The following is a 14,130-nucleotide window of genomic DNA, read 5'->3' as shown; positions in this document are numbered from 1 at the left end:
GATCGTGAAACGGGGGGTCAGAACAGCCGAGCGAGCAGCGCCGTGACCGCCGTCTCGACCCGCAGGATTCGCTCGCCCAACTGCACCGGTTGCAGGCCGGCCTTGGCCAGCAGGTCGACTTCGTAGGGGATCCAGCCGCCTTCCGGGCCGATCGCCAGGGTGATGGGTTCTGCCAGCGCCCGGGGGCAGGGGGGGTAGTTACCCGGATGACCGACCAGGCCCAGGGTGCCATTGGTCAGGGCCGGCAGGCGGTCTTCGACGAAGGGCTTGAAGCGTTTCTCGATGATGACTTCAGGCAGCACGCTGTCCCTGGCCTGCTCCAGGCCGAGAATCAGCTGTTCGCGAATGGCCTCCGGCTCCAGGAACGGGGTCTGCCAGAAGCTTTTTTCCACCCGATAGCTGTTGACCAGGATCACCCGTGGCACGCCCATGGTGGCGACGGTCTGGAATACCCGCCGGAGCATCTTCGGGCGCGGCAGTGCCAGTACCAGCGTCAGTGGCAGCTTGGCCGGTGGCGGCTGGTCCAGAGTGACTTGCAGCTCAGCCTCGCGGGCTTCCAGGCGCAGCACCTGGGCGGAGCCCATCAACCCCCCGATGCGCCCGACCCGTAGGCTATCGCCAACGGCACTGCGATGGACTTCCTGCATGTGGGTCAATCGACGGTCGCGCAGGACGACCCGGTCCGGCCCGATGAAGTCGGCCTCTTCGAGCAGCAGCAGGTTCACGCTTGGGTCGCTGGCGGCTGGTCGTTATGGTCGTCGGCCGATTGTTCGTCCGCCTCGTCGTCCGGATGCTCGCTGCGCTTGCGCACCAGGCCACCGAACAGCACGCCGACTTCGAACAGCAGCCACATCGGGACCGCCAGGAGGGTCTGGGAGAAGATGTCCGGTGGCGTCAGGATCATGCCGACCACGAAGCAGCCGATGATCACGTACGGACGGATCTTCTTCAGGTACGCCACGTCCACCACGCCGATCCAGACCAGCAGCACCACCGCCACGGGAATTTCGAACGCCACGCCGAAGGCGAAGAACAGCGTCATGACGAAGTCCAGGTAGCTGGTGATGTCGGTCATCATCTCGACGCCGGACGGGGTCGCGGCGGCGAAGAACTTAAAGATCAGCGGGAACACCAGGAAGTAGGCGAAGGCCATCCCGGTGTAGAACAGCAGGATGCTGGACACCAGCAGCGGTACGGCGATGCGTTTTTCGTGCTTGTACAGGCCTGGCGCAATGAAGCCCCAGATCTGATGCAGGATCACGGGAATCGCCAGGAACAGCGAGACCATCATCGTCAGTTTCAACGGCGTCAGGAACGGCGACGACACGTCGGTGGCGATCATCGTCGCGCCTTCCGGCAGGTACTGGCGCAGCGGCGTGGAGACGAAGGTGTAAATCTGCTGGGTAAAGGCAAACAGCCCGGCGAAGATGATGAATACCGCCGCGACACAGCGCAGCAGGCGGGTGCGCAACTCGGTGAGGTGCGATACCAGCGGCATTGGCTGGTCGTGCTCTGGGATATCGCTCATGGGGCTCGCGGCGGCAAAGTAGGGTCGTTGGGAGCGGCGGACGCTGGCACCGTCGGGGCAGGTTCCGTCGATCTTGCGGGCTCGGCCACTGCCGGCGCGGTGTCACCCACCTGGGGCTGGGCCTGGGGTGCGTTCGCCGGCTCGACTGCTGGCTGGACCGGCGTTGGCTCCTGCTGGGTCGGTGTGAAGATCTTCCGCGCTTCCTGCTCGAGGGACAGAATGTGTTCGTTGTGAAGCTGCCGACGGATGTCGTCGGCACCGATTTCACGCTCAACTTCCTGTTTGATCGCATTGAAGCTGCGCTTCAAGCGGCCGATCCACAGGCCGGCGGTGCGCGCAGCACCCGGCAGGCGCTCGGGGCCCAGCACCAGCAGGGCGACGAGGCCGACGAGCAGCAGTTCAGTGAAGCTGATCCCAAACATTAGTCAGTGCTCACGAGTCTTTGCGGGTCGGCTCTTCGACTTTCTGTGCCTGCACATCGATGGTGTGTGGCGCATTCACCGGCTGGGCCGCCTGGGGGTGTACCGGCTGGGTCGGCTGCACGGGTTGGGCGGGAGCGGCTGTCGGGTCGGCCGGTTTCTCGTCATCGTTCATGGCCTTGCGAAAGCCCTTGATCGACTCACCGACATCGGTGCCGAGGTTCTTCAGTTTCTTGGTGCCGAACACCAGCACCACGACGACCAGGATGACGAGCCAGTGTTTCCAGTCAAAAATACCCATGTGGCTATTCCTCTCAAAAGTTGATCAGGCGGACGGGCGCGAGGCTTTCTCGACATGCCCGGACAGACCGAAGCGACGGTCCAGTTCATCCAGTACGGCCTGCGGGTGCTGCCCCAGTTGGGCCAGCATGACCAGGCTGTGGAACCACAGGTCGGCGGTCTCGTAGATCACATCGCTGCAGTCGCCGCTGATGGCGGCGTCCTTGGCGGCGATGATGGTTTCGACCGATTCCTCGCCGACTTTTTCCAGAATCTTGTTCAGGCCCTTGTGGTACAGGCTGGCGACATAGGAGCTCTCGGCGGCGGCGCCTTTGCGCTCTTCCAGCACCTGGGCCAGGCGGGTCAGGGTGTCACTCATGGGTATGTCCTGAATAAATGGCGTGCGGGTCCTTGAGCACCGGGTCGACGGTTTTCCAGTCGCCGTTCTCGAAGACGCGATAGAAGCAGCTTTGACGGCCGGTGTGGCAGGCAATCTCGCCGACCTGTTCGACCATCAGGATGATGACGTCGCCGTCGCAGTCCAGGCGCATTTCGTGCAAATGCTGCACATGGCCGGATTCTTCACCCTTGCGCCACAGCTTGCCACGGGAACGTGACCAATAGATGGCGCGGTTCTCGGCAGCGGTCAGGGCCAGTGCTTCGCGATTCATCCAGGCCATCATCAGCACGCGCCCGGTCTTGTGATCCTGGGCGATGGCCGGCACCAGACCGTCAGCGTCCCATTTGATCTCGTCCTGCCAGTTTTTCATCTTCGACTCCGACCATGGGCCTCGCGCTTCAAGATGGCGGGCCCAACGTTGAAACAGTGTGCCAGTGCGAGCGGGTGCTGGCTATCGGCGAACGACCAGATACAAACCGACCGCCACCATGATAATCGCGGGCCAATGCCCTAATTCGTTCAATGGCCCCCCAGCGGCTACTGCCGCGCCGCCGCCCAGATGAGCGGCGCCGAGCAGGCGCAGGAACCAGTCGTCCTTGCGCTGTTTCCACGGCGGTGACGGGTCCTGGGCATGGGGCTGGGACATGCGTTCGAGCAGGTCGCGGGTCATGTTGGCCAGGTGCGGGATCTGTTCGAACTGGCTCTGTACGTTGCCCAGCAAGGCTTTGGGGCTGACGCGCTCGCGCATCCAGCGTTCCAGGAAAGGCTGGGCGGTGTTCCACAGGTCCAGGTCCGGGTACAACTGACGACCGAGCCCTTCGATGTTCAGGAGGGTTTTCTGCAACAGTACCAGCTGCGGCTGGACCTCCATGTTGAAGCGACGCGCGGTCTGGAACAGGCGCATCAGCACCTGGCCGAAGGAAATATCTTTTAACGGTTTTTCGAAGATCGGTTCGCACACGGTGCGGATCGCCGCTTCGAATTCGTTGAGCTTGGTCTCGGCCGGCACCCAGCCGGAGTCGATGTGCAATTGCGCGACACGGCGGTAGTCACGCTTGAAGAACGCGAACAGGTTGCGGGCCAGGTAGTCCTGGTCTTCGGGAGTCAGGCTGCCGACGATGCCGCAGTCGATGGCAATGTACTGCGGGCTCCAGGGCTGCACGGTGCTGACAAAGATGTTGCCCGGGTGCATGTCGGCATGGAAGAAGCTGTCACGAAACACCTGGGTGAAGAAAATCTCCACGCCGCGCTCGGCCAGCAGCTTCATGTCGGTGCGCTGGTCGGCCAGGGTGGCCAGGTCGGTGACCTGGATGCCGTAGATGCGCTCCATCACCAGCACTTTCGGCCGGCACCAGTCCCAGTAGACTTGCGGCACATAGAGCATGGGCGAGCCTTCGAAGTTGCGGCGTAACTGGCTGGCGTTGGCCGCCTCACGCAACAGGTCGAGTTCGTCGTAGATGGTTTTCTCGTAGTCCGTGACCACGTCCACCGGATGCAGCAGCCGTGCATCGGCCGATAGCCGCTCGGCGGCGCGGGCGAGGATGAACAGCCATGCCAGGTCTTGGGCGATCACCGGCTTGAGGCCTGGCCGGATGACCTTGACCACGACCTCTTCGCCGCTCTTGAGCTGGGCGGCATGGACCTGGGCCACCGACGCCGAGGCCAGCGGTTCGACGTCGAAGCGGCTGAAGACCTCGCTGATCTTCTTGCCCAGTTGCTCCTCGATCAGCGCCACCGACAGTTTGGAATCGAACGGCGGTACGCGGTCCTGCAACAGCATCAACTCGTCGGCGATGTCTTCGGGCAACAGGTCGCGCCGGGTGGAAAGGATCTGGCCGAACTTGATGAAGATCGGCCCCAGGTCCTGCAAGGCCAGGCGCAGGCGTGCGCCGCGGCTCAGGTCCAGCGTTCGACGAGGGAACCAGCGCCAGGGCAGCACGAAACGCAGTGCCAGCAGAAACCAGGGCAATGGCAGGGCGAACAGCAGGTCATCGAGGCGGTAGCGGATCACGACGCGCTGGATGCGCAACAGACGGCGGACGGCAAGCAGCTTCATGCGTTATCGCTTGGTTTCAAGGGATCGGGAAAGGCGCTCGAAGCGCGCCTCGAGTCGTTCCAGATCGAGTTTGATCCGGTCCAGTTCACTAAAACGAGCTTCGGCTTCGCGTTTGCCCACGAGCGTACGCGATTCTTCGGCCAGGTATTCACTCAAATTCTGCCCCAGGCTGGCAAACCCCTGCCGGTACCAGCGCGTGCGGCTGCGCAGATGACCACTGAGCAACTGGGTGGCCACCGGGCCGAGCCAGCGGGAGAGTTCATATTCCCAGTCCAGTTCCAGATCCTGGAGAATCGCCGCTAGCTCCAGCAGCACGCCGCTGTCGCCGTCCAGTTCCACATCGGGACTGTGCAGCACCGCTGTCTTGTCCTTGCTCAAAGCCAGGTTCAGCAGGCTCGATGCCGGGGCGCGCAGCGTGCAGTCCGCTTCGGCTTCCCAGTGGGCGGCGAGCATCAGGCCCTCGTCACTGGGCAGGATGAACAGTCGCAGGGCCGGGCTGCGGCAGTCCACGGCAATCACTTTGCCGCTCAGGTGCGTCAGGCGCGCCAGCGCCGTGCTGTCCAGGCGCAATACCCGGTTGATGCCGAGTTCGACACTGGCGAGCAGGCCGGTGAGCAGCATCAGGGCTTGATACCGCGGTGCAGGGCCACGATGCCCGAGGTCATGTTGTGGTAGGTCACACGGTCGAAACCGGCCTCGACCATCATCGACTTCAGGGTTTCCTGGTCCGGGTGCATGCGGATCGATTCGGCCAGGTAGCGATAGCTGTCCGCATCGTTGGTGATCAGTTTGCCCATCAACGGCATGAAGGCGAACGAATAGGCATCGTAGGCCTTGGACATCAGCGCATTGGTCGGCTTGGAGAACTCCAGCACCAACAGGCGGCCACCGGGCTTGAGCACACGCAGCATCGAGCGCAGGGCGTCCTCCTTATGGGTGACGTTGCGCAGGCCGAAGGCGATGGTCACGCAGTCGAAATGGTTGTCGGGGAACGGCAGCTTCTCGGCGTCGGCCTGGACGAACTCGACATTGCCGGCCACACCCAGGTCCAGCAGGCGGTCACGGCCGACCTTGAGCATGGACTCGTTGATGTCGGCGAGTACCACCTGGCCGGTCGGCCCGACGATGTGGGAGAATTTTTTCGTCAGGTCGCCCGTGCCGCCGGCGATGTCCAGCACGCGATTGCCGCTGCGCACGCCCGACAACTCGATCGCGAAACGCTTCCACAGACGATGCATGCCGCCCGAGAGCAGGTCGTTCATCAAGTCATATTTGGCGGCTACCGAGTGGAAAACCTCAGCGACTTTTTCCGCCTTCTGGCTTTCCGGCACGTTCTTGAAGCCGAAGTGAGTGGTGGGTTCGGCATCGCTGCCTTTGCGCTGATCAGTCATATCGCTGTCACCAAAAAAGAATGCGGGACATTCTAATCCCCGGTGAAGGGCTTTGTCTTGGCAAGGCTGAAGGTAAGATGGGCCACCGCCGGGACGTTTTGACGCAGTCCCGGTAATTGCGGATATATCAGGAGTCAGCAGATGGCCAGAATCAGTGTTGAGCGTGCCCACGACCTGGGCAAGGAAGCGGCCCGCGCGAAGGCCGACCAGTTGGCGCAGAAATTATCCGACAGCTACGGCCTGAAGCCGCAGTGGTCTGGCGACACGCTTGAGTTCAAGGGCTCCGGAGTCGAAGGCCAGGTGGAGGTCGGCGAGGACTTGATTCGCGTCGATGTGAAGCTGGGCCTGCTGATGTCGGCCATGAGCGGCATGATCAAGACGGAAATCGAAAAGGCGCTGGACAAGGCGCTGGCCTGATCGATCGAAGGGCTTGTCGCTGTCTTGAGTTTTCCACTGGACCTTGTGGGAGCGGGCTTGCTCGCGAAGGCGCCGGATCAGTCGGCATCGACATTGAATGATCCACCGCATTCGCGAGCAAGCCCGCTCCCACCGGATATCATTGCACCCGGGAACTGCGTCAGTTGTTAGGGTGTTGTTTCTAAATATTCTCACTACTTTGTGCCTGAGCCCGTCCGTGTGCGGGCAGTTCCTCCCATCTGTCTTCCCGTGAGGTGCACCATGGCCAAAGTTATTCTGAAGAAAAAAACCGACGTTGAATCCTCCACGCTGAGCGACGTGAAAACCTACGCGCGCAAGATCTGGCTGGCTGGCCTGGGCGCCTATGTCAAGGTGGGCCAGGAAGGCAGCGAGTACTTCCAGGAGCTGGTCAAAGCGGGTGAAGTTGTTGAAACCAAAGGCAAAAAGAAAATTTCCGGCAAACTTGAAGCGGCCAACAGCGAACTGATCGAGGCCAAGGCCGAGGTCAGCACTTTCAAGTCCAGGGTCGAATCACAACTCGATAAAGTCGAGAAGGTATTCGACGCCCGTGTTGCAAGTGCCTTGAATCGTATCGGCATTCCGTCTAAACATGACGTTGAGGCACTCTCTGCCAAGCTCGATGAGCTGACGGCATTGCTCGAACGTGTGGCGCGTAAACATTAAGGAGAACGGGATGGCTGGCAAAAAAAGCACCGAAAAAGAAAGCAGCTCGTGGGCCGGGAAGATTGAAAAATATTCCCGCAAAATCTGGCTTGCTGGTTTAGGCGTGTACTCGAAGATCGACACTGACGGCAGCAAACTCTTCGAGTCCCTGGTTAAGGACGGCGAGAAGGCCGAAAAACTCACCAAAACGGCAGTGGCCAAGCAAGTCGATGCTGCCAAGGACACTGCCGGGTCTGCCAAGTCGCGAATGAGCGGCGTGAAGGAAAGTGCGTTGGGCAAGTGGGGCGAACTGGAAGGGGCTTTCGACAAGCGCCTTAACAGTGCCATCTCTCGCCTGGGCGTGCCCAGCAGCAGTGAAGTCAAGGCGCTGCACAGCAAGGTCGACGCATTGACCAAGCAGATCGAAAAACTCACCGGGGCCAAGGTCACACCGGTGGCGGCCAAGACGGCAGCGGCCAAACCGGCCACCAAGACGGCAGCCAAGCCACTGGTTAAAGCCGCGGCAAAAATCGCTGCCAAACCTGCGGTGAAGGCAGCGGCCAAGCCAGCGGCAAAAACCGCCGCGGCCAAGCCTGCAGCCAAAGCGGCGGCCAAGCCGGTAGCAGCAGCCAAGGCAGCTGCGAAACCTGCCGCCAAGGCAGCCGCGAAACCAGCGGCGAAAACCGCTGCGGCGAAACCTGCAGCGGCCAAACCGGCAGCAAAACCAGCGGCCAAGCCAGCAGCCAAGGCAGCCGCCAAACCTGCCGCCGCGAAAAAACCTGCCGTGAAGAAAGCGGCCACGCCAAAGGCACCGGCGGCAGCGGCCAAACCGGCAACCCCGACGAGCACAGCGAGTGTAGCGAGTACGGCAAACTCCGCCTCGGCTCCGACCCCGGTTGCCACCCCGACTCCAGCGCCGGCTCCATCGACGCCAACCAGTCAGTCCTGATTTTTCAGGGCACACAAGAAAACGCCCGGCCTGTGAAGGTCGGGCGTTTTTGTTCGTGATGCGTGTCCCTGTGGAAGCGAGCCTGCTCGCTCCTACAGGGACTACTCGTCGTCTTCGAGATAGCGCAACGCCAGCCGCTCGGTCGCCACCTTGGCCGCGAGTGGCAGATGCGGAGCCACCAGCATCATGATCTGGTAGACCACCAGCCGGACGTCGGCCTCGCGGTCCAGAACCCGTTGATAGTCCAGCGAGAACAGCAACGTCAGAGTGATCTGCTCCACCAGTTGCCCCAGGGCCTGGGTATCGCTGACCAGCAGTCCACGCGCCTTGAGCTGCGCCAGCAGCGAGGCCAGGGTACGTTTCAGAGCGTTGAGCAATTGGCGGATGCCCTTGGCCAGTTTCGGCAGGCGTCCGGCCAGGTTCGATAAGTCCTGGAACAGGAACCGGTACTGGGCCAGGCGCTCGACGATCAGGTGCAGGAACAGCCAGTAATCCTCCGGCGCCAGATGCGCATCGGCGGGCGGGTCCAGCAGTGGCGACAGCTCGCTCTGGAATCGCTCGAACAACGCGAGAACCAGCGGCTCCTTGCCATGAAAGTGGTAGTAGAGGTTACCCGGGCTGATGCCCATTTCATTGGCGATTTCCAGGGTGGAAACGTTTGGCTCGCCCTTGTCGTTGAACAACTGCAGGGCACACTCAAGAATACGGTCGCGGGTTTTCATCCGATCTTCTTAATGATAGAGACGTGCCACGGTCCTTGCCCCGCCCAGGGCGAGAGGTCAGCGCACACGCACATAGGTGCCGGGCGCCGCTTCCATGGGCGGATAGTTCGCGCTGCCCAGGCTTGTCAGGGTTTCGTTCCGAGCACCGGAGCGCTCCTGAATCCAGCCCAGCCATTGCGGCCACCAACTGCCCTCGACGTGTTTTGCATCGTAGTACCAGGCCCGTGGATCGCCGCTCAGTTTCGGGTTTTCGATGTAGGTGGCCTTGGGGTTGCCCGGCGGGTTGATGATGCTCTGGATATGGCCGCTGTTGGACAGCACGAAGCGTCGGTCACCCCCCAACAGAAGCGTCGAGCGATACACCGCGTCCCAGGGCGTGATGTGGTCGTTGATACCGGCCACGCTGAAGCTGTCCACGGTGACCTTTTGCAGGTCGATCGGCGTGCCGCACACTTCCAGCCCGCCGGGGTGAGTCAGTGGGTTGTGCTTGAAGAAATCCAGCAGGTCGCCGTGATAGGCCGCCGGCAGCCGCGTGGAGTCGTTATTCCAGTAGAGGATGTCGAAAGCCGGTGGCTCCTTGCCCAGCAGGTAATTGTTGATGAAGTAGTTCCAGATCAGGTCGTTGGGCCGCATCCAGGCGAAAACCCTGGCCATTTCGCGGCCATCGAGAATGCCTTTCTGGTAGGAGCGGCGCTTGGCGGCTTCGAGGGTCTGTTCGTCGATGAACAGCGTGGCCGGACTGTCGATCTCACTGTCCAGCAGGCTCACCAGGTAGGTGGCGCTGGCGACCCGACGCAGTTGGCGCTTGGCCTGGAGAACGCCTTGCAGGGCCGCAATGATCAGCCCACCGGCACAAGCTCCCATCAGGTTGACATCGCGTGAGCCGGTGATCGCCCGGCAGGCGTTCATGGCCTCTTCCGTTGCCTCGACGTAGCTGGACAGGCCCCATTCGCGGTGGCGCACATCGGGGTTGCGCCAGCTGATGATGAACACCTGCAAATCGTTTTTCAGGGCGTATTGAACCAGGCTATTGGAAGGGCTCAGGTCGAAGACATAGAACTTGTTGATTTGCGGTGGCACGATCAGCAACGGCTTGGCGTATTGCTTTTCGCTCATGGACTTGTATTGGATCAATTCCAGAAACTCGTTGCGAAACACCACCGCGCCAGGCGAGGTCGCCAGGTTTCTGCCGACCTCGAACGCCTGAGGCGTGACCTGTCGTGGCAGGCCATCGTTGTGCAACAGGTCATCCACCAGATGGCTGACGCCGCGAACCAGACTGTTGCCGCCCGTATTGAAGAATTCCTTGATGGCCAGCGGATTGAGCAGGGTATTGGAGGGCGAAACGGCGTCATTGAGCAGGGCGAAGGCGAAGTGAGCGCGAGCACGATCATCGGGGCTCATGTCGCATTCGTCGATCCAGCACTTCACCTGTTTCTGCCAGCTCAGGTAGGCCTGGAGGCTGCGACGATAAAACGGATTCAATTGCCAGGTCGGATCGGCGAAGCGCTTATCGTTGGGGCTGGTGGGGTGCAGGGTCTCGCCCAACAACACACGCCCCAACTGGCTGCCCAGTTTCAATGCATGACGGGCGCTGTGCACCGGGTTGCGCAGGCCGTGGGCGGCTACGCTGCGCAAGGTAGACAGCAGATCCCTGCCTCGCAGGCCAGTGACCGCACTTTGTGCGTTCATGAAGTGGGCAGGGGTGGGCATTGAACCTTTCGCTGGCTTGTCGCGCATGAGTCAACTCCTTTAAACCCTAAAAACAAACACACCGAACCAGACAACATAGTCGCTGTTTCGGAAGTTGCGCGTTCCGGCTTCCTGCCGGGCGCGACGAGCGGCGTCAACCGCTACCCCGCGCGGAGGGATGCGGGTGCATGACCGCACGCTGACGTTCTTCCTGCAGGAATTTCATGATGATGGGCGCCACGGCCTCGGCGCGGGTAATCAGGAACAGGTGCCCGTCATCGATGATGTGCAATTGGGAATTGGGGATACGCCAGGCCAGCAGGCGCATGTTGATCAGCGGGATCAGCGGATCGTCGTCGCCGGCCAGGATCAGGGTCGGCTGATGGATCTTGTGCAACCAGTGGATGCTGGTCCAGCCCAGGCCGGCGAACAGTTGCCAGTAATAACCGAGCTTGCCGGCCGAGCGTACCCGGGCCGCATGGCTGGTCGCCAGGTTCGGGTCGCGACGGAACGAGCCGCCGTAGATCAGTGGAGCGATGCGCAGTACGTGCGATGGCTGAACATAGCGACGAGGGCTCGCCATCATCCACAGCACCTTGGGTTTGCCCGGCACCATTACCGCGCCGGCGGCGGTAGCGGCCAATATCAACTTCTTGCAGCGTTCCGGGTAGTCGTGGGCGAACTGCTGGGCCAGGGCGCCGCCCCAGGACACGCCGACCACGCTGACCTGCCCGTAGTCGAGATAATCGAGCATCCGTGCGGCAAGCTTTGCCAGCCCGGGAAAACGATAGGGCCGGCTGGGCGTCGACGAGCCGCCAACGCCGGGCACGTCGAAGGCGATGACCTCCAGGTCCGGGTCCAGGGCCTCGATGAACGGAAATACCAGCTCCAGGTTGGCGCCGATACCGTTGAAGATCAGCAGAGGCGTCAAGTGAGGCTTGCCGGGACGTACCGCGGTGCGCAGGGTCTGGCCATCCAGATCGACGGTACGAAAGATGTACGGTTGCGGCATGCTTCAAGCCCTGTGGGTCATGTCTGGGATACCTGTGTTCGGTCTGAAAGACCGAGTCGCTGCCTTCGCGAGCAAGCCCGCTCCCACAACGGGTTGGTGTGAGCCTGGACTCCCGGTTCACATCGATCCGACTGTGGGAGCGGGCTTGCTCGCGAAGAGGGCCTTGCATTCAATCTCAATGTCGGCTGCGGGAGTACTTTCGTGAGCAAGCCCTCCCCCGCGCCAGACGAGCAGCAGCCCTCACCGCTCATGCACATAAGTACCCGGCGCCGCCTCGCCCGCCACATAGGTCTTGTTGCCCAGCACGGTCGGGGCCTTTTTCAGCTTGCCCGAGCGCTCGGCCTGCCAGGCTTGCCAGTGCAGCCACCAGGAGTCGGTATGCTTGGTGGAGTTTTCCTGCCAATCCTCGGGGTTGGCCGGCAGGTCTTCGCCGGTCATGTAGCGTGACTTGGGATTGCCCGGTGGGTTGAGAATGCTCTGGATATGGCCGCTGCTCGACAGCACGAAGTCCACTTTGCCGCCAAACAGCTGTGCCGACTTGTAGCAGGACTTCCAGGGGGTAATGTGGTCGTTGGTGCCGGCCAGGGCAAAGATGTCGCAGGTGACCTGCTTGAGGTCAATCGGCGTGCCGCACACTTCAAGCGCGTTGGGGCGAGTCAACGGGTTGGTCTTGAACATTTCGATAAGGTCGCCGTGGAATGCCGCCGGTAGCCTCGTGGTGTCGTTGTTCCAGAACAGGATATCGAATACCGGCGGTTCGTTGCCCAGCAGGTAGTTGTTGACCCAATAGTTCCAGATCAGGTCGTTGGGCCGCATCCAGGCGAAGACCTTGGCCATGTCGCGGCCTTCGAGCACGCCGGCCTGATAGGAATGACGCTTGGCGGTCTCCAGGGTCTGTTCGTCGACGAACAGCGCTACGTCGGTGTCCAGCGTGGTGTCGAGCACGCTCACCAGCAGGGTCAGGGCGTTGACTTTTTTCTCGCCGAGGGCGGCGTAGTGGCCCAGCAGCGCGGTGCAGGTGATGCCACCCGAGCACGCGCCGAGCATGTTCACATCCTTGCTGCCGGTGATGGCCGTGACCACATCCACCGCTTCCTTGAGCGCCTCGATGTAGGTCGACAGGCCCCACTCGCGCTGTTCCTTGGTGGGGTTGCGCCAACTGACGATGAAAGTCTGCACGTTGCTGCGCAGGCAGAAGCGCGCCAGGCTCTTGTCCGGGCTCAGGTCGAAAACGTAGAACTTGTTGATCTGTGGCGGCACCACCAGCAGCGGTCGTTCGTGGACCTGCTCGGTGATGGGCCGGTACTGGATCAGCTCCAGCACGTCGTTGCGAAACACCACGGCGCCTTCGGTCACGCCCAGGCTTTTGCCCACTTCGAATGCGCCCATATCGACCTGGCTCGGCATTCCGCCGTTGTGCACCAGGTCCTTGGCCAGGTGGGACAGGCCATCGAGCAGGCTCTTGCCACCGGTTTCGAAGAAACGCTTGACGGCCGCCGGGTTGGCCGCGGTATTGGTCGGCGCCATCGCTTCGGTCATGAGGTTGATCACGAAGTGCCCGCGGCTGATGTCCTGGGGCGGGAGATTGCTTTCATCGATCCAGGCGTGCAGCTCCTTGCGCCACGCCAGGTAGGTTTGCAGATAACGCTTGTAGAGAGGGTTCTGGCTCCAGGCCGGATCGGTGAAGCGGCGGTCGTCGCTCGAAGGCTGCAGTTCGGATTTACCGAACAGGACTTTCTTGAGTTCGACGCCAAAATGGGCAACGTGCCTGGCACTGTGCAGCGGTTGCTTGAGGGTCTGGGTCAGCACCATTCGGGCAGAGGCCAGCAGGTCTTTCCTGCGCAAGCCGACGACGGGGTTCAAGCCAAGGGTATTCTCCGAAGCCTGGTTCTTCAGGTCATCGTTGTTCTTGTTGCTCATCTACGACGCTCCATTGTCAGACGAGTACCCGGACCATGCCGTAAAGCCACACAGCCAATACCAGGTACGCTGCTCGGGTGACCGTTAATTCCGCATCGAGATCAATGAGGAAACATGTGCAAAGAAACTCCCCGGTTCCTTTGCAGGGAACTTGCCAGCTCCATTGGTTACCCGAGTTTAATTTTTTTCGCAAGCAGGCCAGTCATTGACGTTGCTGCGCGGGCATTGAAGCAGATGAGTCTAGAAAATTCGCCCTAAAGCGCCAGCCCTTGAGCTAGAGCATCAGCTTGACGACGGACTCGTTGGGATCGCGGGTTTTCCCCGCGGCCTTGAGCTCGGCGAGATAATCGTTCCACAGGTCTTCCTGACGCACCGCCAACTGGTACAGATAGTCCCAGGTGAACAGTCCGCTGTCATGGCCGTCGTCGAAGGTCAGTTTCAGTGCGTATTGGCCGGCCGGTTCGATCTTGGTCAGGCCGACGCCAAGCTTGCCGTATTGCAGGATGGGTTTGCCGTGGCCCTGGACCTCGGCGGAAGGCGAGTGTACTCGCAGGAATTCGGCGGGCAGGTGGTACTCCTCGTCCGGCGCGTACTTCAGCGTCAGGGTCCTGGAGGCCTTGTGCAGGTTGATGGCGGTGGGGAGTTTGGTCATGGCCTGTGATCCGTAGGGTATGGCGCGTCC

General features: G+C 61.5%; 16 protein-coding genes and 1 pseudogene. 3 read left to right on the top strand and 14 right to left on the bottom strand.

Features of this window, described 5'->3' with window-relative positions; translation table 11 throughout:
• Nucleotides 1-17 precede the first annotated feature (17 nt).
• The 9 genes and pseudogenes from AD666_RS03960 to ubiE all read right to left on the bottom strand — a co-directional run bounded on the left by AD666_RS03960 (nucleotide 18) and on the right by ubiE (nucleotide 6,073).
• A complete protein-coding gene (locus tag AD666_RS03960) occupies nucleotides 18-725 on the bottom strand; it encodes a 16S rRNA (uracil(1498)-N(3))-methyltransferase (protein WP_053147782.1) in 708 nt (235 codons plus the stop codon).
• Entirely contained in the window at nucleotides 722-1,528 is an 807-nt protein-coding gene (gene tatC, locus AD666_RS03955) for a twin-arginine translocase subunit TatC (RefSeq protein WP_053147780.1), read from the bottom strand. Before tatC ends, AD666_RS03960 begins: the two co-directional genes overlap by 4 nt.
• Complete coding sequence (gene tatB, locus AD666_RS03950; RefSeq protein ID WP_053147778.1) at nucleotides 1,525-1,950, bottom strand: Sec-independent protein translocase protein TatB; 426 nt, start codon at nucleotides 1,948-1,950, stop codon at nucleotides 1,525-1,527. Before tatB ends, tatC begins: the two co-directional genes overlap by 4 nt.
• A 10-nt stretch (nucleotides 1,951-1,960) precedes the next feature.
• Nucleotides 1,961-2,248, bottom strand: a complete 288-nt coding sequence (locus AD666_RS03945) for a twin-arginine translocase TatA/TatE family subunit (protein ID WP_053147776.1) — start codon at nucleotides 2,246-2,248, stop codon at nucleotides 1,961-1,963.
• A 24-nt stretch (nucleotides 2,249-2,272) separates the two neighbouring features.
• Nucleotides 2,273-2,605 (bottom strand): phosphoribosyl-ATP diphosphatase, encoded by a 333-nt coding sequence (locus tag AD666_RS03940; protein ID WP_053147774.1) that lies wholly within the window; start codon nucleotides 2,603-2,605, stop codon nucleotides 2,273-2,275.
• On the bottom strand, nucleotides 2,598-2,996 hold the full coding sequence (hisI, locus tag AD666_RS03935) for a phosphoribosyl-AMP cyclohydrolase (RefSeq protein WP_003196931.1): 399 nt from the start codon (nucleotides 2,994-2,996) through the stop codon (nucleotides 2,598-2,600). The genes AD666_RS03940 and hisI overlap by 8 nt, the downstream gene beginning before the upstream one ends.
• An 81-nt stretch (nucleotides 2,997-3,077) precedes the next feature.
• Nucleotides 3,078-4,682, bottom strand: a complete 1,605-nt coding sequence (ubiB, locus tag AD666_RS03930) for a ubiquinone biosynthesis regulatory protein kinase UbiB (protein ID WP_053147770.1) — start codon at nucleotides 4,680-4,682, stop codon at nucleotides 3,078-3,080.
• Nucleotides 4,679-5,303: pseudogene (locus AD666_RS03925) on the bottom strand (SCP2 domain-containing protein). The gene ubiB and the pseudogene AD666_RS03925 overlap by 4 nt, the downstream one beginning before the upstream one ends.
• Nucleotides 5,303-6,073, bottom strand: coding sequence for a bifunctional demethylmenaquinone methyltransferase/2-methoxy-6-polyprenyl-1,4-benzoquinol methylase UbiE (ubiE, locus tag AD666_RS03920; protein WP_053147769.1), 771 nt, complete (start codon nucleotides 6,071-6,073; stop codon nucleotides 5,303-5,305). Before ubiE ends, AD666_RS03925 begins: the two are co-directional and overlap by 1 nt.
• Nucleotides 6,074-6,214: 141 nt before the next feature.
• Here ubiE and AD666_RS03915 point away from each other — a divergent pair, with 141 nt between their 5' ends.
• The 3 genes from AD666_RS03915 to AD666_RS03905 all read left to right on the top strand — a co-directional run bounded on the left by AD666_RS03915 (nucleotide 6,215) and on the right by AD666_RS03905 (nucleotide 8,102).
• The gene (locus AD666_RS03915; RefSeq protein ID WP_053147767.1) at nucleotides 6,215-6,490 is read left to right on the top strand and encodes a polyhydroxyalkanoic acid system family protein; all 276 of its coding nucleotides are present in this window, start codon (nucleotides 6,215-6,217) and stop codon (nucleotides 6,488-6,490) included.
• Between the two features lie 261 nt (nucleotides 6,491-6,751).
• Nucleotides 6,752-7,174: a phasin family protein gene (locus tag AD666_RS03910; RefSeq protein WP_053147766.1), complete on the top strand. Its 423-nt coding sequence runs from the start codon at nucleotides 6,752-6,754 to the stop codon at nucleotides 7,172-7,174.
• Nucleotides 7,175-7,184: 10 nt separating this feature from the next.
• Nucleotides 7,185-8,102, top strand: a complete 918-nt coding sequence (locus AD666_RS03905) for a phasin family protein (protein ID WP_053147764.1) — start codon at nucleotides 7,185-7,187, stop codon at nucleotides 8,100-8,102.
• A 101-nt stretch (nucleotides 8,103-8,203) separates the two neighbouring features.
• Here the strand turns inward: AD666_RS03905 and AD666_RS03900 are convergent, their stop codons facing one another.
• From AD666_RS03900 to AD666_RS03880, 5 genes are all read right to left on the bottom strand, one after another.
• Entirely contained in the window at nucleotides 8,204-8,824 is a 621-nt protein-coding gene (locus tag AD666_RS03900; protein ID WP_053147763.1) for a TetR/AcrR family transcriptional regulator, read from the bottom strand.
• Between the two features lie 57 nt (nucleotides 8,825-8,881).
• Nucleotides 8,882-10,564, bottom strand: a complete 1,683-nt coding sequence (gene phaC / locus AD666_RS03895) for a class II poly(R)-hydroxyalkanoic acid synthase (protein WP_053147762.1) — start codon at nucleotides 10,562-10,564, stop codon at nucleotides 8,882-8,884.
• Between the two features lie 106 nt (nucleotides 10,565-10,670).
• Entirely contained in the window at nucleotides 10,671-11,528 is an 858-nt protein-coding gene (gene phaZ / locus AD666_RS03890; RefSeq protein WP_053147760.1) for a poly(3-hydroxyalkanoate) depolymerase, read from the bottom strand.
• Nucleotides 11,529-11,768: 240 nt separating this feature from the next.
• The gene (phaC, locus tag AD666_RS03885; protein WP_053147757.1) at nucleotides 11,769-13,448 is read right to left on the bottom strand and encodes a class II poly(R)-hydroxyalkanoic acid synthase; all 1,680 of its coding nucleotides are present in this window, start codon (nucleotides 13,446-13,448) and stop codon (nucleotides 11,769-11,771) included.
• 274 nt (nucleotides 13,449-13,722) lie between these two features.
• The gene (locus AD666_RS03880) at nucleotides 13,723-14,100 is read right to left on the bottom strand and encodes a gamma-butyrobetaine hydroxylase-like domain-containing protein (protein WP_053147756.1); all 378 of its coding nucleotides are present in this window, start codon (nucleotides 14,098-14,100) and stop codon (nucleotides 13,723-13,725) included.
• Nucleotides 14,101-14,130 lie beyond the last annotated feature (30 nt).

The sequence above is a fragment of the Pseudomonas sp. Pf153 genome, assembly GCF_001269775.1.
GTDB classification, from domain to species: Bacteria; Pseudomonadota; Gammaproteobacteria; order Pseudomonadales; family Pseudomonadaceae; genus Aquipseudomonas; species Aquipseudomonas uvaldensis.
The sequence above is the reverse complement of the archived record's forward strand: the minus strand, read 5'-3'. Positions and strand labels throughout refer to the sequence as shown.

Coding starts and splice junctions, on each gene's coding strand:
- tatC (WP_053147780.1), bottom strand. CDS start 1,528: ATGAGCGATATCCCAGAGCACGACCAGCCAATGCCGCTGGTATCGCAC.
- tatB (WP_053147778.1), bottom strand. CDS start 1,950: ATGTTTGGGATCAGCTTCACTGAACTGCTGCTCGTCGGCCTCGTCGCC.
- AD666_RS03945 (WP_053147776.1), bottom strand. CDS start 2,248: ATGGGTATTTTTGACTGGAAACACTGGCTCGTCATCCTGGTCGTCGTG.
- AD666_RS03940 (WP_053147774.1), bottom strand. CDS start 2,605: ATGAGTGACACCCTGACCCGCCTGGCCCAGGTGCTGGAAGAGCGCAAA.
- hisI (WP_003196931.1), bottom strand. CDS start 2,996: ATGAAAAACTGGCAGGACGAGATCAAATGGGACGCTGACGGTCTGGTG.
- ubiB (WP_053147770.1), bottom strand. CDS start 4,682: ATGAAGCTGCTTGCCGTCCGCCGTCTGTTGCGCATCCAGCGCGTCGTG.
- ubiE (WP_053147769.1), bottom strand. CDS start 6,073: ATGACTGATCAGCGCAAAGGCAGCGATGCCGAACCCACCACTCACTTC.
- AD666_RS03915 (WP_053147767.1), top strand. CDS start 6,215: ATGGCCAGAATCAGTGTTGAGCGTGCCCACGACCTGGGCAAGGAAGCG.
- AD666_RS03910 (WP_053147766.1), top strand. CDS start 6,752: ATGGCCAAAGTTATTCTGAAGAAAAAAACCGACGTTGAATCCTCCACG.
- AD666_RS03905 (WP_053147764.1), top strand. CDS start 7,185: ATGGCTGGCAAAAAAAGCACCGAAAAAGAAAGCAGCTCGTGGGCCGGG.
- AD666_RS03900 (WP_053147763.1), bottom strand. CDS start 8,824: ATGAAAACCCGCGACCGTATTCTTGAGTGTGCCCTGCAGTTGTTCAAC.
- phaC (WP_053147762.1), bottom strand. CDS start 10,564: ATGCGCGACAAGCCAGCGAAAGGTTCAATGCCCACCCCTGCCCACTTC.
- phaZ (WP_053147760.1), bottom strand. CDS start 11,528: ATGCCGCAACCGTACATCTTTCGTACCGTCGATCTGGATGGCCAGACC.
- phaC (WP_053147757.1), bottom strand. CDS start 13,448: ATGAGCAACAAGAACAACGATGACCTGAAGAACCAGGCTTCGGAGAAT.
- AD666_RS03880 (WP_053147756.1), bottom strand. CDS start 14,100: ATGACCAAACTCCCCACCGCCATCAACCTGCACAAGGCCTCCAGGACC.